Here is a 19,513-nt window from a genome sequence, read left to right as displayed (position 1 = left end):
GGAGCGCACTCCAGTTGTCAGGATCGGGGCCGTGGCCGGTCCGGTCCGGCCACCGCGGACGATGGAGATGACGATGCGTTACCGCAAGCTGGGTGAGCGTCAGGTTTCGGCGCTGTGTCTGGGGACACTGCCGTTCGGCACCGTGGTGGACGAGGCCACCTCGTACGCGTTGCTGGACCGGTTCGCCGAACGCGGCGGCACCTTCGTGGACACGGCCAACTGCTACTGCTTCTGGCTGGACGGGTGCTGCGGCGAGGAGAGCGAGCTGCTGGTGGGGGGTTGGCTCGCCACCCGGGGCCGCCGGGGAGAGACCGCGGTGGCCACCAAGATCGGCGCACTGCCCGACCCGGGGAAGGGCGGCGAGTGGCCGGCCAATCGCGAGGGGCTCTCCGCCGGGCTGGTGGCGAGGGCGGCACGCGCGAGCCTGCGGCGCCTGGGCACCGAGCGGATCGACCTGCTCTACGGTCACGTGGACGACCCGGCCACCCCGATCCAGGAGACCGTCTCCGCCTTCGGTGAGCTGGTCCGGGAGGGCGTCGCAGCGGCGGTGGGGATCAGCAACCAGAGCACCGAGCGGCTGGTCCGCTCCCGCGCCGAGGCCATCGGGCAGGGCGTGGCGCCGTACCTCGCGGTCCAGCAACGCCACAGCTACCTGCGGCCCGCCCCGGGCACCGACTTCGACTACCAGGTCGCGGCGGACGACGCGCTGTTCGCCTACGCGGCCGGGCAGCCCGACCTGACCGTGCTGGCCTACGGCCCGCTGCTGAACGGCGCCTACACCGATCCGGCCAAGGAGTTGCCGGCCCAGTACCGGCACCCGGGCACGGCGGCCCGCCTCGCCGCCCTCGGGGAGGTCGCCCGGGAGACGGGCGCAACGGCGAACCAGGTGGTGCTGGCCTGGCTGATGGGCGGCGAGGTCAGCGTGCTGCCGGTGATCGGCGTCAGTTCGGTGGCCCAGCTCGACGAGGCCCTGGACGCGGTCGACCTCGACCTGAGCGCCGATCAGCGGGCCAGGCTCGACCTCGCGTGAGCGCTCCGGCGCCGGACGCTCTCAACCGTCGGCAGCCGCGTTGAGGCGGGCCTGGCGGAGGAGGAGGTAATTGCGCTCGGGGGTGCTGGCGGTGCGGGCGGCGGCGGCACGGTAGTCGGTGAGGGCGCCGGGGAGGTCGCCGGCGCGTTCGCGGAGGTGGGCGCGGGCCGCGTGGAAGTGGTGGTGGCCCGTGAGGGTGGGGGCGAGGGTTTCGAGGAGGGCGAGGCCGGCGGCGGGGGTGGTGGCCATGGCGAGGGCGACGGCCCTGTTGAGGGTGACCAGGGGGCTGGGGGTGAGCTGGTCGAGGACGGTGTAGAGGGCGAGGATCTGGGGCCAGTCGGTGGCCTCGGCGGTGGGGGCCTCGTCGTGCAGGGCGGCGATGGCGGCCTGGAGCTGGTACGGGCCGACCGGGCCGCGCCGCATCGCGGCGGTGAGCAGGCCGGTGCCCTCGGCGATCCGGGCGGTGTCCCAGCGGGAGCGGTCCTGTTCGTCGAGCGGGACGAGTTCGCCGGCCGGCCCGGTGCGGGCCGGGCCGCGGGCCTCGGTCAGCAGCATCAGCGCCAGCAGCCCCGCCGCCTCGGCGTCGGCAGGCCGCAGGGCGAGCAGCAGGCGGGCCAGCCGGATCGCCTCCTCCGCGAGCTCGACCCGGCGCAGGCTCGGGCCGCCGCTGGCGGCGTACCCCTCGGTGAAGACCAGGTAGAGGACCCGGCGGACGGAGTCGAGCCGGCCGGGCAGCTCGGCCTCGGTCGGCGGGGCGAACCGGGCGCCGGTGGCGGCGATCCGCTCCTTGGCCCGGCTGATCCGGCGGCCCATGGTGGTCTCGGGCACGAGGAAGGCCCGGGCGATCTCCGCCGTGGTGAGACCGCCGACGCTGCGCAGGGTGAGGGCCACGGCCGAGGCCGGGGTCAGGGCGGGGTGGCAGCAGAGCAGCAGCAAGGTGAGGGTGTCGTCCCGCTCCCCGGCCGCCGTCTCGGCGCTCTCGTCGGCGGGCGCGGCCGAGGCGGAGCCGGCCGGCTCCCGGACGGCCGCCCGCACCTCCCGGCTGCGCCGGGCCTGCTCGCCCCGCACCTGGTCGGCCATCCGCCAGCTCGCCACCTGGAGCAGCCAGCCGCGCGGGTTGTCCGGCAGCCCGTCCCCGGGCCACTGCCGGGCGGCGGCCAGCAGCGCCTCCTGGACGGCGTCCTCGGCGGTGTCGAAGTCGCCGGTCCGGCGCGCGAGCACGCCGAGGACCTGCGGCGCGAGCGTGCGCAGCAGGTCCTCGGTCTCCACGTCGAGCCGGTCAGGACGGTGTGGGGTCACGGCAGGTGCTCAGCGGCCGGCCGCGGCCTCGCGCTCCGCCTCCGTCGGCGGGCCGGACATCACCTGGCGGACCTCGATCGGCATGTTCAGCGGGCGGCCGCCGGGGCCGGGGGCGGTGGAGACGTGGGCGGCGATCGCGAGGGCGCGGTCCTCGTCCTCGCAGTCGACGATCCAGTAGCCGGCCAGGAACTCCTTGGTCTCGGCGAACGGGCCCTCGGTGATCAGCGGCGGGCCACCGGCGCTCGCCCGGACGATTCGCGCCGTCTCGCGCCCCGCGAGCCCCTGGGCCTCCACGAACTCACCGTCCGCGATGAGCTTGCGGTTGGTCTCGGTCATGAAGTCGATGTGGGCCCGGAACTCCTCCGCGCTCCAGGTGCCGATCGGCGGGATCTCGTCCGACTGTCGGCCACTGAACTGCATCAACAGCATGTACTTCATGGCTGCTCCTCCACTCCGGTGCGCCCTCGGCCGGGCGCGTTCTCACCCATGGGTCGAAGCCGGGACGGCGATCGCGACATTTCCGTACCCCCGATTCGGAAAAATTCTCAGGGATCCCGGGGCCCGATGCTGATCGTGCAGGTGTGCGGACCGCTGAACGGGTGCAGGCGCAGCGCGCCCGGCCGGCCGGCCCGCAGGGCGATGGCGTCGAGCAGGCCCTGGTGGACGGAGCAGACCACCTCGGGGTGGGTGGCGGCGTTGCGCTGGAAGGGGCAGCCGTGCAGGGTGATCTCCGCGCCGCCGGGGGCGAGTTCGGGGTTGAAGCCCCAGCCCGCGGCCTCGGCCAGTGCCCGTTCGGCCAGCGACTGTTCGGCCTGCGCCTGCGCGGCGAGCGCCTGTTCAGCCGGTGCCTGCGCGGCGAGCGGGCCCGCGCCGGTGGACTCCTCGGTGGCCCAGGCCCGGCCGGCCTCCTCGGCCCGGGCGGCCCGCTCGGCCCGGTCGGCGCCGTAGCCCCGGGCGAGCACGTCGACCATCACCTCGTACGCGGCCAGCTGGTCCCGGACCGGCGCGGCGGCGTACCGCAGCTTGGGCCGCCCCCGGCCGGTGGCGGCTTGGTCGCGGGCGGTGGTCACCAGGCCGGCCTCGACCAGCGCGGTCAGGTGGTGGCGCAGCGTGGTGACGTGCTGCCCGAGCAGGGCGGCCAGCTGCTGCACGTCCAGCGGCTCGGCGGCGTCGGTGAGCGCCGTGAGCAGCGCCCGCCGCGCGGGCACCGCCAACGCCTTGTGCACCCCCGCCGCACCGCTCCCGGTCTCCATCCGCCCAAGTCTACAAACGAGGAGGCCGCCGCGAGCCGCACCGAGCCGCCGCAGCGGGCCTCAGGCCGAGACGCCGAGGCGCAGGACCGTGGTGGAGCGGAACTCCTCGCCGGGGCGCAGCTCGGTGGAGGGGTAGTCGGGGTGGTGCGGGGAGTCGGGGTGGTGCTGGGTCTCCAGGGCGACGCCCGCGTGCGGACCGTAGGGGACGCCGGCCGCGCCGGTGACCGCGCCGTGGAAGCCGTTGGCCGTGTAGACCTGGATGCCGGGCTCGGTGGTGAGCACCTCCAGGGTGCGGCCGGAGGCCGGGTCCTCCAGGAGGGCGGCGCGGGCCGGGCTGCCGTCGGCGGGGCGCTCGCGCAGCACCCAGTTGTGGTCGTAGCCCTCGGCGACCTGCTCGTCCTGCATGGACTTGCCGATCGGGCGGGCGGTGGTGAAGTCGAACGGGGTGCCGGCCACCGGTGCGTACGGGCCGAGCGGGATCTGGCGCTCGTCGACGGGGGTGTAGGCGTCGGCGTCCAATGTCAGCAGGTGGCCGAGCACGTCGCCGCTGCCCTCACCCGCGAGGTTGACGTACGCGTGGTTGGTCAGGTTGACGACGGTCGGGCGGGTGGTGACGGCCCGGTAGTCGATGGTGAGCTCGGGACCGGCGAGCCGGTAGGTGACCCAGACGTCGAGCGCGCCGGGGAAGCCCTGGTCGCCGTCGGGGCTGTGGAGGTGGAAGCGGACCCCGCCCTCGGCCTCCTCGCCCTGCCAGATCCGGTTGGCGAAGCCGTCGGGGCCGCCGTGCAGGGTGACGCCGCCGCCGGTGGGGGCCAACGGGTGGTCCTCGCCGTCGATGGTGATCCGGCTGCCGGCGATCCGGTTGGCGTACCGGCCGACGGTGGTGCCGTAGTGGCGGGCGGCACCGAGCACCGAGCCGAGCTCCTCGGTGCTGAGCAGCACCTGCGCCACGGCGCCGAAGCGGTCGGGGGCGGTGAGGGTGTGCAGGGTGGCGCCGAGGCTGAGCAGGGTCGCCTCGTACGGGCCGCTGCGCAGCCGCCACCGTGTGATCGCGGCCCCGGCCCCGGTCGCCTCGAACGGCTCCCGGCTCAACTCGGTGGCTGCGGCCCGCCCTGTCATGCCTGGCTCCTCGTGTCGGATCTTGTCGGATCGTGTCGGAAAGCTCGGTCCTCGTGCGCAGCCTAGCCGGGTGCGGGCCGACCACCCGTCAGGTCGGCCCGCGCTCCGTCACCCCGTCAGATCGCCGGGCCGCCGAGGAGACGGCCCGGCGGATCGGATCGGGCCTCAGATCAGGTCGGCGTCCGGCGGCGGGGTGAGGCCGAGCGCGGCGGCCAGGCCGTCCGGGCCGGTGCCGGCCTTGCGGTGGACGCTGGCCAGGCGGCGCTGGACCAGGCTCAGTTCGAGGCCGAGCTGCTCGGCGATCCGCTGCGGGGGCACGCCCCGGACGGCGAGCTTGGCCACGTCCCACTCGGGCTTGCTGAGCGCGTCCTTGCTGAGGGTGCGCAGCCGGTTGGGCCGCAGGCCCGAGTAGGAGAGCTCGCGGCGGGCCCGGCCGACCAGGCCGTCGGCGGTGCAGTGCTGGGCCATCTCGATGCCCTGGTAGAGGTACTCGGCGGCCTCTTCGAGGCGTCCGGCCCGGCGCAGCGCGGCGCCGAGGTCGACCAGGGCGTAGGCGAGGTCGTAGGCGACCGGCGAGAGGGTGAGGGTGCTCACCGCCTCCTCCAGCAGCTCGACGGCGGCGGTGCCGTCCCAGACCGCGGCCTGCAGCCGCAGCGCGGTGCCCACGGCGGAGGCGGTGCCGAACTCGCGGGCCCGGGCCACCGCGTCCTCGGCGGTCTTGCGGGCCTCCTCCACCTCGCCGGTGGCGTGCAGGGCCACGGCCAGGTGCGAGGCCCAGGGCGCCCAGACGGTGTTGCGGCGGCCGCGGTCGTCCAGCTGGGCGCCGACCTCGCGGAAGGTGCGGATCGCACCGGCGTAGTCGCCGCGGGCCAGCTGGAGCTTGCCGTAGAGGCTGGGCGCGTCGGGCAGCACCATGGCGCTGGGGTGGAAGGGCGGCCGGAAGCGGTACTTCTCGGCCAGCGCCCAGGCCTCCTCGGCGCGGCCCCGGGCGAGCAGGGTGTCGGCCAGGACGCCGACGGCGTCCCACTGGAGCGGGATGTCGGGCGCGATGCGCTCGGAGAGCCGCAGGCCCTCGCGCAGGAATCCCTCCGCCTCGGTCAGGAAGCCGCGGCGGAACCGCACCAGCCCCATCAGGAAGTGGCCGAAGCCGAGGTGGGCGCCGCTCCACCCGGCGACGGTGAAGTCCATGATGGCGTCCGAGAACAGCTTCTCGGCCTTGGCCAGCTGGTCGGTGTAGACGTAGGTCAGGCCGATGATCGCGGGCAGTTCGAAGCCCCAGGTGTCGCGGCACCAGCCGAGCTCGGGCGGGAGTTCGCCGTCCGGCAGCAGGGCCTCCTCGACCAGATCGAGGGTGCGGCCCACCGGCTTGCCGTGCAGCGTCAGATCCCAGGCGCGCAGCGCGCGGATGGCCCGGGCGGCCGGGTCCTCGCTGGTCACCTGCTTGGAGAGCTCGCGCAGCCGGGACGAGCGGCCGAGGCCGTCGGTCTCGTCGCGCTGCCACATGTGCCACATCAGCTGGGTGGCGCGCAGCCGCACCCGGCCGGGGCCGGGCGGGGTGCGGTCGGCCTCCACCCGGCAGATCTCGGCGGCGGTGAACAGCTCCCCGGCGTGGCCCAGCACCTCGGCCAGCCGGAAGGTGGCGTCCACCCGCTGGTCCGGGTCGAGGCCGTCCTCGATCTCCAGGGCGAGCTTGAGCTGGTTGACGGTGGCCAGCGGGTTGGTGAGCAGCGCCGCACGGCCGGCCTCGAAGAGCACCACGGCCCGGTCGTCCTCGTCCGGCGGCTCCAGCAGGGCGCGCTCCAGGCAGCGGTACGCGGCGTCGGGTGCGCCGATCGCCAGGTGCTCGATGGCCGCCTTGCGCAGCCGCGACACCACCAGGTCGTCGCCCTCGGGGTGGGTTTCGAGCAGATGGCGGGAGGCGTCCAGCAGGCTGCCGCCGGAGTTCTCGATCACGGTGGCGGCGTGGCCGTGCATCGCGGTGCGGAAGGCGGGCTTCATCGAGAGGTAGAGCGAGGTGGCGATCAGCGGGTGGACGAAGTCCAGCCTGCCGCTGGGGCTGCTGGTGAGCACCCGGTGGCGGCGCAGCTCGCGGACGGACTCCTCGGATTCGGCCGGGGTCTGGCCCGCGATGTTGGCGGCCAGGCTCTGCTGGATGTCGGTGCCGATCAGCGCGGCGGCCTGGGCGAACCGCAGGGCGCGGAGCCCGAGTTTGCCCGCCCAGTAGGTCTCGTCCATGCCCTTGGCGGTGGCGGCCAGGTCGCGCAGCTTCGGGGTGGTGTCCTCGATCGGGGCCAGGCCCTGCTCGCGGACCTCGCGCAGCAGGGCGTGGGTGTCGAACGGGATGCCCGCGGTGACGGCCCAGACCTGACGGCAGAACACGTCCTCGGCCTCCGGGCCGAACTCCTCCCGGCAGAGCAGAGCGCCACCGACTCGGGGGTGAGCGGGCGCAGCAGGTGCTTGCGGCTGGCCTGGCTCTCGATCTGCTGGTGGTGGGCCGAGGCCTCCTCGACGAACTCGTCGCGGTAGGCGAAGACCAGCAGCACCGGGAGGTACCGGGCCTGGCCGGCGAAGGAGGCCAGCCAGGCCAGCGACTCCAGGTCGGCCCAGTGCAGGTCGTCCACCACCATCACCAAGGGTGCGCGGCGCGGGGCGAGTTGGGTGATGACGTGGGTCAGGCCGTCCCGGATGCCCTGCGGGTCGAGCGGCTCCATCTCGTCGTTCGGCGGCTTCAGGCCGATCGCCGGGCCGACGATGCTGTACCAGTCGCCGAAGACCTCGGCGCGCTCGGCCTCGGTCATTCCTCCGAGCACCGGGAGCAGCAACTGCCGGAGCACGTGGAAGGGTTCCTTGGTCTGCCGCTCGCCGCCCCGGCCGCTGAGGAAGGTGCAGCCGCGCCGCAGCCCGGCCATCCGGCGCAGCTCGTCGAGCACCGAGGTCTTGCCGTTGCCGGCCGGGCCGGAGAAGAGCAGCACCTCACCGATCTCGGTGCCGCCCGCCTCGAACTCGTGGCACAGCCTGTCCAACGAGCGCGTGGCGGAGTCCAGTTCGCGGTCGCGTTCGTGCAACCGCTGCCCGCTCTCCGGATGGTCCGTCAGGTGTTCCGCCTCGCCCCGCACCGCGTCCTGCTCTCCGGCCACTGCCGCGCCTCCGCCTCGCCGTTCCGTCGCGCTCGCCCGTGCGGCATGCCCTGGGGCACACCTTCGGACACGTCCGGCCTCGGACGCTACCGCGCTCCGGGTATTCCCCGCCGAGATTAGCGCCGTGTGCGCCCCCATGGGGCGCATTCACGCAGGCCGGGGAGCACTTGCAGGGTTCGGACCGGGCATCCGGGGCAAATGCCCTCACATGCCTGCCATCTGATGATCAGATCGGATACTCTCTCGCCGCACACGGGAGCAAAGATCGTCTTCTGCAGGTTCTTCTCGCACCACGCACCGCAACGACCCACGGAGCCCAGCACACACCGCACCTTCAGCAGCACCGGGAGACCGATGTCCGACGAAACCACGCTCGAGCTTCCCTTTGCTCACCGCAGAAGCCCGCACCACGCCCAAGCCGTCGAACACCACCGAGACTGGCTGCACCGGCACCGCGACCTGGCCGCCGGCACGGCCGACCAAGCCTACGCGCACTGGGAGATCGCCGAACTCGCCGCGCTCAGCTACCCCGACGCCTCGGCCGCCGATCTCGGCCTGGCCGCCGACCTGTTGGGGTTCTACTTCCTCTTCGACGACCAGTTCGACGGCCCGCTCGGCCGCCGCCCTGAGCAGATCGCCCGGCTCTGCGACCGGCTCGGCGGGATCCTGCACGGAGCCCGCCCGGACGGCACCTCCCCGGTCGAACGCGCCTTCGCCGACCTGTGGCGGCGCAGCCAGCAGGGCATGCCCGCCCGCTGGCGGGCCCGCACCGCGTACGACTGGGAGTGGTACTTCGCCAGCCACGCGGCCGAGGCGGCCGGCCGCAACTCCGGCCTGCTGCCGGACCGTCAGGGCTACCTGATGCTGCGTCGGGGCACGGCGGCGATGGAGACGGTCTTCGACATGATCGAGCGGCTCGGCCGCTTCGAGGTGCCGCAGGCCGTACTGCACCACCCGGTGCTCCGTCAGCTGCGCCAACTCGCGGCCGACATACCCTCGTTCACCAACGACGTGCGCTCCTTCCCGTTGGAGGCCCCGCGGGGGGACGTCTGCAACCTGGTGCTGATCGCCCAGCGCGAGCGGGGCTGCTCGGTGGAGGAGGCGTGCGCGGTGGTGCTCGACGAGGCCCAGTTGATGGCCGACCGCTTCGTCAAGCTCGCCGCCGAACTGCCCGACGCCTACACCTGGTTGGAGCTCACCCCGGAGGAGCGCACGGCCGCCCAGCGGTACGCGGACGGCCTGGCCCACTGGCTCGCGGGCTACCTGCACTGGGAGCGCCACACCGGCCGGTACCACACCCCCTGACCCCGGCGGCCCCGCCAGACCGCCTCGACCGAACGCACCCGTCCGCCAACAGCTGAACGCATCGATCCCCGCCCACCGAACGCCCCGACCCCCCGACCACCGAACGTACCGATCCCCCGACGCACGGTAGCGGCTCCTCGCCGCCACGGCTAGGGTGCGCTGTGCACGTCTGACCGACCCACCGCAGCGAACCACCCTGCCCGCAGCGAGGAGACACCGGAGCATGACGGTCTACCAGCCCCCCGGCCAGCCCGGCAGTGTCGTCAACTACCGTGCCAGGTACGAGCACTGGATCGGGGGCGAATGGCGCGCCCCCGCCCGGGGCCAGTACTTCGAGAACCCGACCCCGGTCACCGGACAGGTCTTCTGCGAGGTGGCCCGGGGCACCGCCGAGGACGTGGAGGCCGCCCTGGACGCCGCCCACGCGGCGGCGCCCGGCTGGGGGCGGACCTCCCCCGCCGAGCGCGCCCAGGTGCTGCTGAACCTCGCCGACCGGATGGCCGAGAACCTCGAAGCCCTGGCGGTGGCCGAGAGTTGGGAGAACGGCAAGCCCGTCCGCGAGACCCTGGCCGCCGACATACCCCTGGCCATCGACCACCTGCGGTACTTCGCCGGGGCGCTGCGCGCCCAGGAGGGCTCGCTCTCCCAGATCGACGAGGACACCGTCGCGTACCACTTCCACGAGCCGATCGGCGTGGTCGGCCAGATCATCCCGTGGAACTTCCCGATCCTGATGGCGATCTGGAAGCTCGCCCCGGCCCTGGCGGCCGGCAACACCGTGGTGCTCAAGCCCGCCGAGCAGACCCCGGCCTCGGTGCTGGTGCTGATCGAGCTGACCGCCGACCTGCTGCCCCCGGGCGTGGTCAACGTGGTCAACGGCTTCGGCGTGGAGGCGGGCAAGCCGCTGGCCTCCAGCTCCCGGATCGGCAAGATCGCCTTCACCGGCGAGACCACCACCGGCCGGCTGATCATGCAGTACGCCAGTGCCAACCTCATCCCGGTCAGCCTGGAGCTGGGCGGCAAGAGCCCGAACCTGTTCTTCGCCGACGTGGCCGCCGAGCGGGACGCCTTCTACGACAAGGCCCTCGAGGGCTTCACCATGTTCGCCCTCAACCAGGGCGAGGTCTGCACCTGCCCGAGCCGGGCCCTGATCCAGGGCTCGATCTACGACTCCTTCCTGGCCGACGGCCTGGAGCGGGTCCGGGCGATCCGCCAGGGCAACCCGCTGGACACCGACACCATGGTCGGCGCCCAGGCCAGCAACGACCAGCTGGAGAAGATCCTCTCCTACGTCGAGATCGGCCAGGCCGAGGGCGCCAAGGTGCTGGTCGGCGGCGAACGGGTCGACCTCGGCGGGGAGTTGAGCGGCGGCTACTACATGGCCCCGACCGTCTTCGAGGGCGAGAACCGGATGCGGATCTTCCAGGAGGAGATCTTCGGCCCGGTCGTCGCCGTCACCCGCTTCGAGGACTTCACCGACGGCGTCGACCTCGCCAACGACAGCCTCTACGGCCTCGGCGCCGGCGTCTGGAGCCGCGACGGCTCCACCGCCTACCGGGCCGGCCGCGCCATCCAGGCCGGCCGGGTCTGGACCAACTCCTACCACCTCTACCCCGCCCACGCGGCCTTCGGCGGCTACAAGAACTCCGGCATCGGCCGGGAGACCCACAAGATGCTCCTCGAGCACTACCAGCAGACCAAGAACCTGCTGGTCAGCTACTCCCCGCAGGCCCTCGGCTTCTTCTAGGAGGCCCGCGATGCCCCAGGTCGACGTGACGGCCGAGGCGGCCGTGCTCATCCGCGAACTGACCTCCGACCACGGCCCGTTGATGTTCCACCAGTCCGGCGGCTGCTGCGACGGCTCGGCCCCGATGTGCTACCCGATCGGCGAGCTGCTGCTCTCCGACGCCGACCACCTGCTCGGCGAGCTGCACATCGAGGGCCTGGCCCCCGTCCAGGTCTGGATGGCCCGGGACCAGTACGCCTACTGGTCCCACACCCACCTGACCATCGACGTGGTGCCCGGCCGGGGCAGCGGCTTCTCGCTCGAAGCCCCGACCGGACGCCGCTTCCTGACCCGCTCCCGGCTGCTCACCGAGGAGGACTGACCCCGGCCGGGCCGCGGGTTCAGGCGAGCAGCTTCGCCTTGGCCGCCGCGAACTCCGCCGGGGTGAGCAACCCCTGCTGCACCATCTCGCCCAACTGGGTCAGCTTGCCCGCCACATCGGTGGCGGGCGGCTGGTACCCGGCGGTCTGCTGATACCCGGCGGGCGGCGCCTGCTGACCCTGGTAGGCCGCCTGGGCCTGCTGGGCCTGGAGGTCGGCGATCGCCTGGTTCTGGTCCTGCTCGTCGCGGGCCGCGTTGGCGGCGCTGCGGCCCGCCGCGTACGCGGCCCCGCCCACCACCAGCCCCCGCACCAACGGCGCGCCCACCGGACGCACCCGCCTCACCGGCCTGATCGGCCGCATCGGTCGGAACACGGCGCACTCACTTCCCGGCCGCGACGCGCGCCTGGGCGGCGCGCACGGCCTCTTCGATGTTCTCCGGCGGAATGCGGACGCCGGAGGCGATCCGGCCGCCGACCTCCCGCAGGGCCGTGGCGGCGGCCTCGGCCCAGACGTGCTCGATCAGCACCAGCAGCGCGACCGTGCCCGGCTTGAGCAGCTCCGCCGCCTCCTGGGCGTCCTCCGGCCCGATCAGCGGCAGCTCCTCCCCCGCACCGGCCACCACCCCCTTGAGGTGCTCGAAGTCGCCGAGCTCGCCGTAGCTGGCCTCACCGTCCGGATGCCGGGTGACGACCAGTGAGTCGATCACCCGGATGTCACCCGCCGTCCGCAGCTTCACCAGGGCCGAGGCGGCCTCGACGGTGATGGTCTCCTGCGGGAACGTCAGGACGAGCAGTTCGGCTGGGCCCATCGCCCGCCTCCTTTCGGGTTCGTACCGCACATATCGTGACGAATCCCCCACAATCGGATCCAAGCACACCGGACCCCCGGACCGCCCCAGCGAACCGCCCGAAGGAGCACCGCCATGCCCGACCCCACCGTCCAAGCCCTGATCGACGCGATCAACAAGGGTGACCGCACCGCCTTCTTCGCCCTGCTCACCCCGGACGCCACGATGTCCGACGACGGCACCGGCCGCGACCTCGCCCCCTGGGTGGACCGCGAGATCTTCTCCGCCAACGGCCGACTGACCGTCACCTCCGAGGCCGCCGACGGCTGCTCCCTGACCGCCGACTACGCCAACGACACCTGGGGCACCATGCGCACCGCCTGGCGCTTCACCGTCACCGACGGCCGGATCAGCCACTTCGAGACCGGCCAGGCCTGACCCGCCCCCGGGGGAGGGATCGAACGGGCACGCGCTGGATTCGCCCGACCGCGAACCATCTGCTCCCCGGGGCCACACGCACCGCCGTCGGCTCCAATCCACCGCGGCCACCTCGACCGATCCGGCCCTCGCGGGCTACTGGTGGAAGGACCGCATCGGCCTCTTCGACGCCCAGGGCCTGCGCACGCGGTCGCAGGGACTCGACCCGGCGGCCTACGGGTACGCCGCCAGGTTCTACCGGGCCGGGGTCTCCCAGGTCGCCTTCGCCTGAGCCCGACCCCGACACCCGGCTCAGAGGCAGCCGAGCACGGCCGCGATCAGCGTCCGCGAGCGGATGTCCCCGGTGACGCCCGGCTGCATGCCGTTGGTGACGTAGCCGAAGCCGATGCCGAGCTCCGGGTCGGCGAAGCCGAGGGAGCCGCCGCGGCCCGGGTGGCCGAAGGCGGCCGGGGAGGACATCGGGGAGCTGGGGCCGTGGCGGAAGAAGCCGAGGCCGAAGGAGGTGGAGACGATCAGGATCCGGTCGGGGCCCTTCACCTCCGGGCCAGTGGCCTCGTGCAGCAGGGCCGGGTCGAGCAGCGGCGGCAGCAGCTGCCCGGCCGGGCCGCCGTGGCGGTCGGCCCCGCCGATCAGGGCCGCGTAGAGCCGGGCCACCGAGCGGGCGGTGCCGATGCCGCCCGCGCCGGGGATCTCGGCCGACTGGACGGCCGGGTCGTTGAGGTCCACCCCGGGGCGGACGGCGGCGAACGAACGGGCCGTCAGCGAGGTCGGGTCCTGGTAGGCGTCGACCACGGCCTGGCGCGGGCGCAGCCGCAGGCCGTTCGGGCCGGTCTGGGCGGCCTCGGGGGCGGGCAGGTCGACCAGCAGGCCGACCCGGGGGCGGGCCTCCGCCGGGAGGCCGATCCAGAGGTCGAGCCCGAGCGGCCGGGCGATCTCCTCGGCGAAGTACTGGCCGAGGCTGCGGCCGCTCGCCCGCCGGACCACCTCGCCGACCAGCCAGCCGAAGGTGTACGGGTGGTAGCCGTGCGCGGTGCCGGGCTCCCAGGCGGGGGCCTGGGCCGCCACGGCGGCGGCCGCCGGCTCCCAGGCGATCACGTCCTCGACCCGCAGCGGCACGTCCAGCGCGGGCACCCCGGCCTGGTGCGAGAGCAGCCAGCGCACCGGCACCCGCTCCTTGCCCGCCGCCGCGAACTCCGGCCAGTAGGCGGCCACCGGCGCGTCCAGGTCGAGCCCGCCGCGCTGCACCAGGTGCAGGGCGGCGGTGGCGGTCAGGCCCTTGGTGACCGAGCGCAGCACCTGCGCGGTGTCGGCCGTCCACGGCACGGCGGGCGCCGGACGCCCGCCCACCTCGGGCCGGGCGTCCCCGCCCCAGAGGTCGACCACCTTGCGGCCGCCCGCGTACAGCGCGAAGGCGGCCCCGAGCTCGCCGTGCTCGCGGAAGTTGCGCGCGAACGCCTCCCGGACGGGCTCGAAGCCCGGCGCCGTCTCGCCCCAGATGTCCACCACCGCGCACCGCCCTCGTTCCGGACCCGGCTGCTCCGCATCCAGCTTGGAACGATAAACCGATGATCACCCTTCGACCGACCCCGGTAGCGTCCTCCCCATGACGAACCCCGCCGAAGAGCTGCTTGACGTGGTGGACGAGCAGGACCGGGTGACCGGCCAGGCCTACCGGGACGTGGTCTACCGCGACGGCCTGCGCCACCGCTGCGTCTTCATCCTGGTCCGCGACCCGCAGGGCCGGATCTTCACCCACCGCCGCACCGACACCAAGACCTACTACCCCGGCTACTACGACTGCTTCGTCGGCGGCGTGGTCGGTGCCGGCGAGAGCTACGACCTGGCCGCCGTCCGCGAGGCCGAGGAGGAGCTGGGGGTCAGCGGGGTCAGCCCGAGCCCGCTGCACAAGTTCCTCTTCCACGACGAGGAGACCGGCGACCAGTGGTGGTGCCAGGTCTACCAGGCCACCTGGGACGGCCCGGTCTCCCCGCAGGTCGAGGAGGTGGCCTGGCACGACTGGCTCACCGAGGCCGAACTCACCGCCAAGCTCACCGAATGGCCCTTCGTCCCGGACGGCCTGGCCGCCTGGCAGGGCTACCTGGAGCGGCGCTCCCCCTGATCCCCCGCGTGGTCCGCCGCGTGGTCCCAGTCCGGGTGCTCCCGCGCGGCCCAGAGCGGGTCGACCAGCCCGGTGCGCAGCCCGCGCCGGGCCTCCGGGTCCTTCACCGCCATCCAGACGTGCCCGCCGACCACCACCGCCACGGCCACCGCCAGCCAGTCGTGCACGAAGGTGGCCCCGGTGCGCCAGACCAGCGGCGCCAGGTGGGTGAACCACATCAGTACCCCGGTGCCCAGCATCACCAGCACCGCCCCGGCGATCCAGGAGGCGTACAGCTTCTGCCCGGCGTTGAACTTGCCCGCCGGCCGCCGGTACGAGCGCCGCCGCACCGCCCGCAGCCACTCCCGGTCGTACGGCGCGAACCGGCCCAGCCGCACCAGATCGGCCCGCAGCGCCCGGGAGACCAGCCCGAGCAGCAGCGGCACCGGCAGCGCCAGCCCGCACCACTCGTGCACCGTCACCACCAGCCGCCGGCGGCCGACCAGCTCGGCCAGCGGCGGGTAGTACAGGAAGGCGGCCGTCACCAGGCAGACCGCCATCAGCGCGGCGGTGGCCCGGTGCACCCAGTGCTCGGCCCGGGTGAACCGCCGGACGGACTCAGCCCGTGGGCGCATCGTCCCTCCCGTTCGACCGGCCGACCCAGGCATCCACGTCGTAGCCGTAGTGCTCCCAGTACCCCGGCTGCACCGCCGAGGTCAGCGTGATCTCGGAGAGCCACTTCGCCGACTTGTAGAAGTACATCGGCGCCACGTACAGCCGCACCGGCCCGCCGTGCTCGTGGCTCACCGGCGCGTCCTTCATCCGCAGCGCCACCAGCACCCCGTCCTGCCGGGCCTGATCCAGCGTCAGGCTCTCGCTGTACTCCCCGTCGAAGCAGCCGAACCGCACCGCCGTCGCCTCCGGCCGCACCCCGACGGCCGTCAGCAGGTCCGCCAGCGGCACCCCCTCGAACGGCACCGAGGGCACCCGCCAGCCCGTCACGCACTGCACGTCGTGCACCACCCGCTGCTGCCGCATCGCCTGCAGCTGGGCCAGCCCGAACACCGCCGGCCGCTCCACCAGCCCGCCGACGGTCAGCGTGTACTCCGCCGCCGACCGGTTCGGCACCGAGCCGGCCACCGAGTAGTACCGGAACCCGCCGCCGCCCGGCAGCAGGTCCGACAACCCCGTCGGGTCCTTGCTCGTCACGCTCTCCACGCCCCGCTGCAGGTACGGCCCCGCCGCCACCCCCACCGCCCCGAGCCCGAGCATCCCGAGCACCACCCGCCGCCCCACCGGAGCCCCGAGCGCCTGCCGCGCCTTCTCGCCTTCACCACTCACCCTCCGATTCGACCAGCCCGCACCCCCCGGATCCAGCCCCCACGGCCCCCCGTCAGACTTTCGTCACACTCCACAAGGCCACTCCGTCCCGTCTCCCTCCCCGCCCTGGCCTGCCGGTCCAGTACGTGAGCCGACTAGGGTGGAGCCCATGGCTTCGGGAACGCAGGCGGTGACGGGCGGTCGGTCCGGGGAGGAGCGGCCGGGCGGGCGGACGGCCCGGCGGCGGTTGAGCGTGGACGAGCGGCGGGAGCAGCTGATCGCCGTGGCGCTCGAGCTCTTCGCGCACCGCCCGCCCGAGGAGGTGTCGATCGACGACATCGCCGCTGCGGCGGGGGCCTCGCGGCCGCTGGTCTACCACTACTTCCCCGGCAAGCAGGCGATCTACGAGGAGTCGATGCGGCGGGCCGGCCAGGAGCTGGCCGGGCGGTTCGAGGAGAAGGCCGAGGGCCCGCTCTCCGAGCGGCTGCACCGGGTGATGGGCCGTTACCTCGACTTCGTGGACAGCCACGGCCCCGGCTTCTCCGCCCTGCTGCGCGGCGGCTCGGTGGCCGCCAGCCCCGGCACCACCGCCGTGATCGACGAGGTCCGCCAAGCCGCGTACGAGCAGATCCTGCTCCACCTCGCGCTGCCCGCCCCGAGCCCCGGCATCCGCCGCACCGTCCGCGCCTGGATCGCCAACGCCGAGATCACCTCGCTCGAGTGGCTGGCCGAACGCAGCGTCCCCCGCGAGGAGCTCCAACTCCAGCTCGTCCAGGACTTCGTGGTCGCCCTGGTGGTGACGGCCGCCCGCGAGCCCGCCGTGGCCGTGGAGCTCGCGGACTTCCTCGCCGCCGAGCAGCCCGAGGGCCCGACCGGCCTGCTGGTCCGCGACCTCACCTCGCTGCTGGCCGTCCCCGGCCTGGCCACCGCTCTGACCCGGCTGGCCACCCCCGAGGCCTGACCACCCGTCCGGCCGGTCCACCGGCCCGGTGGAGCGGTCCGGCCGCCGGGCACAGTGCCGGAGGGCCCGCTCGGTCTGATAGAAAATGGGCAGGATCAGGCCGGTCGGACGCGTACGTCCCGGCCGTGTGCATTCACCGGGGCGAGGGGGCTCAGCAGCATGACTCAGAACGGCTTCGCGGGCGCGGAGCAGATCGGGGCCACGCTCGACGTGCTGGCCGAGGCACTCCTCGACGGCAGCGCCTCGCACTACCCCGTCGACTCACTCACCGCCTTCCGGCGCGCCGACCACCCCACGGCGGGCGCCCTGTTCGGCCTCCGGCTGACCAGCACCGGCCAGGGCACCATGACCGTCCGGGGCCTGGGCACCGTGGTCGAGGGCAGCTCGCTGCGCGGCACCGACGCCGACGCCGGCCTCACCGCCGAGCTGCTGCGCCGCCTGGGCGCGGGACCGGTCCGGGGCGTCGAGGGCGCCCCCGGCGAGGGCCCGACGGCCGCCCACTTCCAGCTGCCGGTCACCGCCGAGAGCTCCGACCCGGGCCTGCGCCCGCCCTTCCCCGCCGTGCTGGCCGAACTGGCCGCCGGCCGGGAGACGCTGGTGCCGGACGAGCTGGCCACCGGGGCAGGCGTCGAGGTCCGGCTGGTCGTCCCGCCGGTCTTCCACTCCGTCACCACCCGGGGTGCCCACGAGGACCGCGCCGAGCACCTGGTCGAGACCGCCGAGGAGCTCTTCGCCGGCGCCGCCCAGCCGGCCCGCCGCGACTGGGCGCTGCTCAGCGCCGCCCTCGCCGAGCCCCTGCACTCCGCCGGCGTGGTCTTCGCCGGCCTCGCCGCCCTCAGCGTGGGCGGCCGCCCCAGCCACGCCTCCCTGGTGGTCTCCCTCACCGCCGACCGCACCCCCGTCACCGAGCTGGCCACCCACCTCGCCGACAGCCGCCCGAACGCCGAGGTCTGGACCGTCCTCCTCCCGGCCGGCCCCGCCGCCGTCCTGGTCGAGGGCCGCGCCGCCGCCATCCCGGCCCCCCTCACCCCCGACCCCACCCGCCGCTGGGCCGTCACCTCCGTCGCCCAGGCCTTCGTGCCCCTGCCCGACGGCGCCACCGTCCTCACCGTCCAGCTGGGCACCGTCCGTGCGGAGGACTGGGACCTCTACGCCGGCGCCTTCGCCGACATCCTGAAGAGCCTCCAGCTCGGCTGGGACGGCGTGCTCGCCCCGGCCGGCCCGGCCGCACCGCAGGCCGCCGCCCACCCGGCTGCGCAGCAGCCGACCGGCGCCGGGGCCGACCAGGCCACCGCCGCAGCGCCGCCGGCCCCGAGCGAGCCGCAGCAGCCCACCGCCCCGCACCCGGCGGACCGGCCGGCCGCCGCCGAGACCCGCCCCACGCCGCCCCCGCCGGCCCAGCCCGCGCAGCCGGCGCAGCCCGCCGTGCCGCCGCAGGCCCCGGCCGCCACCGCCACCGCCCCGGCGGAACCGAAGGGCACCCCGGTCCAGGTGCCCCCGGCGGACTTCAACCCCTTCGCGCCCCCGGCCCCCGCCGCGGCGACCGGTGAGCCCAAGGGCACGGCCGTCAACGTGCCCCCGGCCGACTTCAACCCCTTCGCGCCGCCGGCCCCCGGCTCGGTGCCCGCCCAGGCCACCCCGGCCCCGGCCGCTGCCGCAGCCGCGTTCGACCCCTTTGGCACCCCGACCCCCGCCGCACCGGCTGCCGACCCCTTCGGCGCCCCGGCGCCGGCCCGGACCGCCCTGGCCTCCACCGAAGCCGCCCCGACCAAGGGCACCCCGGTCCAGGTCCCGCCCGCCGACTTCAACCCCTTCGCACCGCCGGCCCCGGCCCCCGCCGCAGCTGCCGCCGAACCGACCGGCGAGCCCAAGGGCACCCCGGTCCACGTGCCCCCGGCGGACTTCAACCCCTTCGCGCCCCCGGCCCCGGCCGCGGCGACCGGTGAGCCCAAGGGCACCGCGGTCAACGTCCCCCCGGCCGACTTCAACCCCTTCGCGCCCCCGGCCCCGGGCACGGCCACCGCTGCTGCTCCGGCGGCTCCGGTGGCTCCGGCCGCTGCCCCGGTCGCCACCCCGGCCGCCGCCGACCCCTTCGGCACCGTGACCACGCCGAAGGACCCCTTCGGCACCTCGGTCGCGCCCCAGGGCTCCCAGCAGGCAGCCCCACCGGCCCCGATCGCGGCTCCCCCGGCCCCCACCCAGCCGCCCACGGCGGGCAAGGCCACCCCGGTCCACGTACCCCCGGCGGACTTCAACCCGTTCGCGCCCCCGGCCCCGGCCGCCGCAGCCGCCGAACCGGCCGGCGAGCCCAAGGGCACCCCGGTCCACGTGCCGCCCGCCGACTTCAACCCGTTCGCCCCGCCGGCCCCGCCCGCCGCCGCAGCCCCGGGTGAGGGCAAGGGCACCCCCGTCCAGGTGCCCCCGGCCGACTTCAACCCCTTCGCCCCCCAGGCCCCGAGCACGACCGCCCCCGCCGCCCCGCCGGCCCCGCCCGAGGCCCCGGCCAACAACCCCTTCGGCTAGGTTCCGTCCGGCCGGATCGAGCAGCAACGGGCAGCGCCCAGCCCCACCGGGGCTGGGCGCTGCCCGCTTGTGGCCTGACGTGGCACGGCTGTCTTCGCACCCGAGTGGTGTCACATCTGACGCCGCTGCGCTGT

The 19,513-nt window shown here is 74.5% G+C and carries 19 protein-coding genes; 8 read left to right on the top strand and 11 right to left on the bottom strand.

The window, feature by feature from the left end; translation table 11 throughout:
- Positions 1 to 73 precede the first annotated feature (73 nt).
- Positions 74 to 1,030, top strand: a complete 957-nt coding sequence (locus tag CFP65_RS33390) for an aldo/keto reductase (protein ID WP_104819679.1) — start codon at positions 74 to 76, stop codon at positions 1,028 to 1,030.
- 21 nt (positions 1,031 to 1,051) lie between these two features.
- On the opposite strand, the gene CFP65_RS33385 is transcribed toward CFP65_RS33390, so the two are convergent.
- The 6 genes from CFP65_RS33385 to CFP65_RS41490 all read right to left on the bottom strand — a co-directional run bounded on the left by CFP65_RS33385 (position 1,052) and on the right by CFP65_RS41490 (position 7,838).
- Complete coding sequence (locus CFP65_RS33385) at positions 1,052 to 2,329, bottom strand: RNA polymerase sigma factor (RefSeq protein WP_254552701.1); 1,278 nt, start codon at positions 2,327 to 2,329, stop codon at positions 1,052 to 1,054.
- Positions 2,330 to 2,338: 9 nt separating this feature from the next.
- Positions 2,339 to 2,767: a YciI family protein gene (locus CFP65_RS33380; protein ID WP_104819677.1), complete on the bottom strand. Its 429-nt coding sequence runs from the start codon at positions 2,765 to 2,767 to the stop codon at positions 2,339 to 2,341.
- Between the two features lie 107 nt (positions 2,768 to 2,874).
- Complete coding sequence (locus CFP65_RS42250; RefSeq protein WP_104819676.1) at positions 2,875 to 3,582, bottom strand: helix-turn-helix domain-containing protein; 708 nt, start codon at positions 3,580 to 3,582, stop codon at positions 2,875 to 2,877.
- A 60-nt stretch (positions 3,583 to 3,642) separates the two neighbouring features.
- A complete protein-coding gene (locus tag CFP65_RS33370; protein WP_104819675.1) occupies positions 3,643 to 4,701 on the bottom strand; it encodes an aldose epimerase family protein in 1,059 nt (352 codons plus the stop codon).
- Positions 4,702 to 4,866: 165 nt separating this feature from the next.
- Positions 4,867 to 6,204, bottom strand: a complete 1,338-nt coding sequence (locus tag CFP65_RS41495; protein ID WP_254553204.1) for a tetratricopeptide repeat protein — start codon at positions 6,202 to 6,204, stop codon at positions 4,867 to 4,869.
- A gap of 662 nt (positions 6,205 to 6,866) precedes the next feature.
- The gene (locus tag CFP65_RS41490; RefSeq protein ID WP_158702483.1) at positions 6,867 to 7,838 is read right to left on the bottom strand and encodes an AAA family ATPase; all 972 of its coding nucleotides are present in this window, start codon (positions 7,836 to 7,838) and stop codon (positions 6,867 to 6,869) included.
- A gap of 354 nt (positions 7,839 to 8,192) precedes the next feature.
- Between CFP65_RS41490 and CFP65_RS33360 the strand changes: the two genes are divergently transcribed.
- The 3 genes from CFP65_RS33360 (at position 8,193) to CFP65_RS33350 (ending at position 11,251) form a co-directional block, all read left to right on the top strand.
- Positions 8,193 to 9,143, top strand: coding sequence for a terpene cyclase (locus CFP65_RS33360; RefSeq protein WP_104819673.1), 951 nt, complete (start codon positions 8,193 to 8,195; stop codon positions 9,141 to 9,143).
- Positions 9,144 to 9,366: 223 nt separating this feature from the next.
- A complete protein-coding gene (locus CFP65_RS33355) occupies positions 9,367 to 10,890 on the top strand; it encodes an aldehyde dehydrogenase family protein (protein ID WP_104819672.1) in 1,524 nt (507 codons plus the stop codon).
- 10 nt (positions 10,891 to 10,900) lie between these two features.
- On the top strand, positions 10,901 to 11,251 hold the full coding sequence (locus tag CFP65_RS33350) for a DUF779 domain-containing protein (RefSeq protein ID WP_104819671.1): 351 nt from the start codon (positions 10,901 to 10,903) through the stop codon (positions 11,249 to 11,251).
- Between the two features lie 19 nt (positions 11,252 to 11,270).
- Here the strand turns inward: CFP65_RS33350 and CFP65_RS33345 are convergent, their stop codons facing one another.
- Both CFP65_RS33345 and CFP65_RS33340 read right to left on the bottom strand, forming a co-directional pair.
- A complete protein-coding gene (locus tag CFP65_RS33345; protein ID WP_217368209.1) occupies positions 11,271 to 11,594 on the bottom strand; it encodes an SHOCT domain-containing protein in 324 nt (107 codons plus the stop codon).
- A 37-nt stretch (positions 11,595 to 11,631) separates the two neighbouring features.
- Complete coding sequence (locus CFP65_RS33340; protein WP_104819670.1) at positions 11,632 to 12,060, bottom strand: DUF6325 family protein; 429 nt, start codon at positions 12,058 to 12,060, stop codon at positions 11,632 to 11,634.
- 114 nt (positions 12,061 to 12,174) lie between these two features.
- On the opposite strand from CFP65_RS33340, the gene CFP65_RS33335 reads away from it, so the two are divergent.
- The gene (locus CFP65_RS33335; protein ID WP_104819669.1) at positions 12,175 to 12,477 is read left to right on the top strand and encodes a nuclear transport factor 2 family protein; all 303 of its coding nucleotides are present in this window, start codon (positions 12,175 to 12,177) and stop codon (positions 12,475 to 12,477) included.
- A gap of 291 nt (positions 12,478 to 12,768) precedes the next feature.
- Here CFP65_RS33335 and CFP65_RS33330 read toward each other — a convergent pair whose 3' ends face one another.
- On the bottom strand, positions 12,769 to 13,983 hold the full coding sequence (locus tag CFP65_RS33330) for a serine hydrolase domain-containing protein (RefSeq protein WP_104819668.1): 1,215 nt from the start codon (positions 13,981 to 13,983) through the stop codon (positions 12,769 to 12,771).
- Between the two features lie 97 nt (positions 13,984 to 14,080).
- Between CFP65_RS33330 and CFP65_RS33325 the strand changes: the two genes are divergently transcribed.
- Positions 14,081 to 14,596, top strand: a complete 516-nt coding sequence (locus CFP65_RS33325) for an NUDIX hydrolase (protein ID WP_104819667.1) — start codon at positions 14,081 to 14,083, stop codon at positions 14,594 to 14,596.
- Here CFP65_RS33325 and CFP65_RS33320 read toward each other — a convergent pair.
- The gene (locus tag CFP65_RS33320; protein ID WP_104819666.1) at positions 14,572 to 15,210 is read right to left on the bottom strand and encodes a cytochrome b/b6 domain-containing protein; all 639 of its coding nucleotides are present in this window, start codon (positions 15,208 to 15,210) and stop codon (positions 14,572 to 14,574) included. The two genes, CFP65_RS33325 and CFP65_RS33320, sit on opposite strands and share 25 nt — an antisense overlap.
- Positions 15,194 to 15,916 carry a molybdopterin-dependent oxidoreductase gene (locus CFP65_RS33315; RefSeq protein ID WP_254552700.1) on the bottom strand — a complete coding sequence of 241 codons (723 nt, stop codon included), beginning with the start codon at positions 15,914 to 15,916 and terminating at the stop codon, positions 15,194 to 15,196. The genes CFP65_RS33320 and CFP65_RS33315 overlap by 17 nt, the downstream gene beginning before the upstream one ends.
- Positions 15,917 to 16,064: 148 nt before the next feature.
- On the opposite strand from CFP65_RS33315, the gene CFP65_RS33310 reads away from it, so the two are divergent.
- Positions 16,065 to 16,856 (top strand): TetR/AcrR family transcriptional regulator, encoded by a 792-nt coding sequence (locus tag CFP65_RS33310; RefSeq protein ID WP_104819665.1) that lies wholly within the window; start codon positions 16,065 to 16,067, stop codon positions 16,854 to 16,856.
- Between the two features lie 159 nt (positions 16,857 to 17,015).
- On the top strand, positions 17,016 to 19,379 hold the full coding sequence (locus CFP65_RS33305; protein ID WP_104819664.1) for a hypothetical protein: 2,364 nt from the start codon (positions 17,016 to 17,018) through the stop codon (positions 19,377 to 19,379).
- Positions 19,380 to 19,513: the final 134 nt, after the last annotated feature.

The sequence above is a fragment of the Kitasatospora sp. MMS16-BH015 genome (assembly GCF_002943525.1).
Lineage (GTDB): Bacteria > Actinomycetota > Actinomycetes > Streptomycetales > Streptomycetaceae > Kitasatospora.
The sequence above is the reverse complement of the archived record's forward strand: the minus strand, read 5'-3'. Positions and strand labels throughout refer to the sequence as shown.

Bases quoted from the DNA above. Each gene is read 5' to 3' on its own strand.
- CFP65_RS33390 (WP_104819679.1), top strand. From the start codon at position 74: ATGCGTTACCGCAAGCTGGGTGAGCGTCAGGTTTCGGCGCTGTGTCTG.
- CFP65_RS33380 (WP_104819677.1), bottom strand. From the start codon at position 2,767: ATGAAGTACATGCTGTTGATGCAGTTCAGTGGCCGACAGTCGGACGAG.
- CFP65_RS42250 (WP_104819676.1), bottom strand. From the start codon at position 3,582: ATGGAGACCGGGAGCGGTGCGGCGGGGGTGCACAAGGCGTTGGCGGTG.
- CFP65_RS33370 (WP_104819675.1), bottom strand. From the start codon at position 4,701: ATGACAGGGCGGGCCGCAGCCACCGAGTTGAGCCGGGAGCCGTTCGAG.
- CFP65_RS41495 (WP_254553204.1), bottom strand. From the start codon at position 6,204: ATGTGGCAGCGCGACGAGACCGACGGCCTCGGCCGCTCGTCCCGGCTG.
- CFP65_RS33360 (WP_104819673.1), top strand. From the start codon at position 8,193: ATGTCCGACGAAACCACGCTCGAGCTTCCCTTTGCTCACCGCAGAAGC.
- CFP65_RS33355 (WP_104819672.1), top strand. From the start codon at position 9,367: ATGACGGTCTACCAGCCCCCCGGCCAGCCCGGCAGTGTCGTCAACTAC.
- CFP65_RS33350 (WP_104819671.1), top strand. From the start codon at position 10,901: ATGCCCCAGGTCGACGTGACGGCCGAGGCGGCCGTGCTCATCCGCGAA.
- CFP65_RS33340 (WP_104819670.1), bottom strand. From the start codon at position 12,060: ATGGGCCCAGCCGAACTGCTCGTCCTGACGTTCCCGCAGGAGACCATC.
- CFP65_RS33335 (WP_104819669.1), top strand. From the start codon at position 12,175: ATGCCCGACCCCACCGTCCAAGCCCTGATCGACGCGATCAACAAGGGT.
- CFP65_RS33325 (WP_104819667.1), top strand. From the start codon at position 14,081: ATGACGAACCCCGCCGAAGAGCTGCTTGACGTGGTGGACGAGCAGGAC.
- CFP65_RS33320 (WP_104819666.1), bottom strand. From the start codon at position 15,210: ATGCGCCCACGGGCTGAGTCCGTCCGGCGGTTCACCCGGGCCGAGCAC.
- CFP65_RS33310 (WP_104819665.1), top strand. From the start codon at position 16,065: ATGGCTTCGGGAACGCAGGCGGTGACGGGCGGTCGGTCCGGGGAGGAG.
- CFP65_RS33305 (WP_104819664.1), top strand. From the start codon at position 17,016: ATGACTCAGAACGGCTTCGCGGGCGCGGAGCAGATCGGGGCCACGCTC.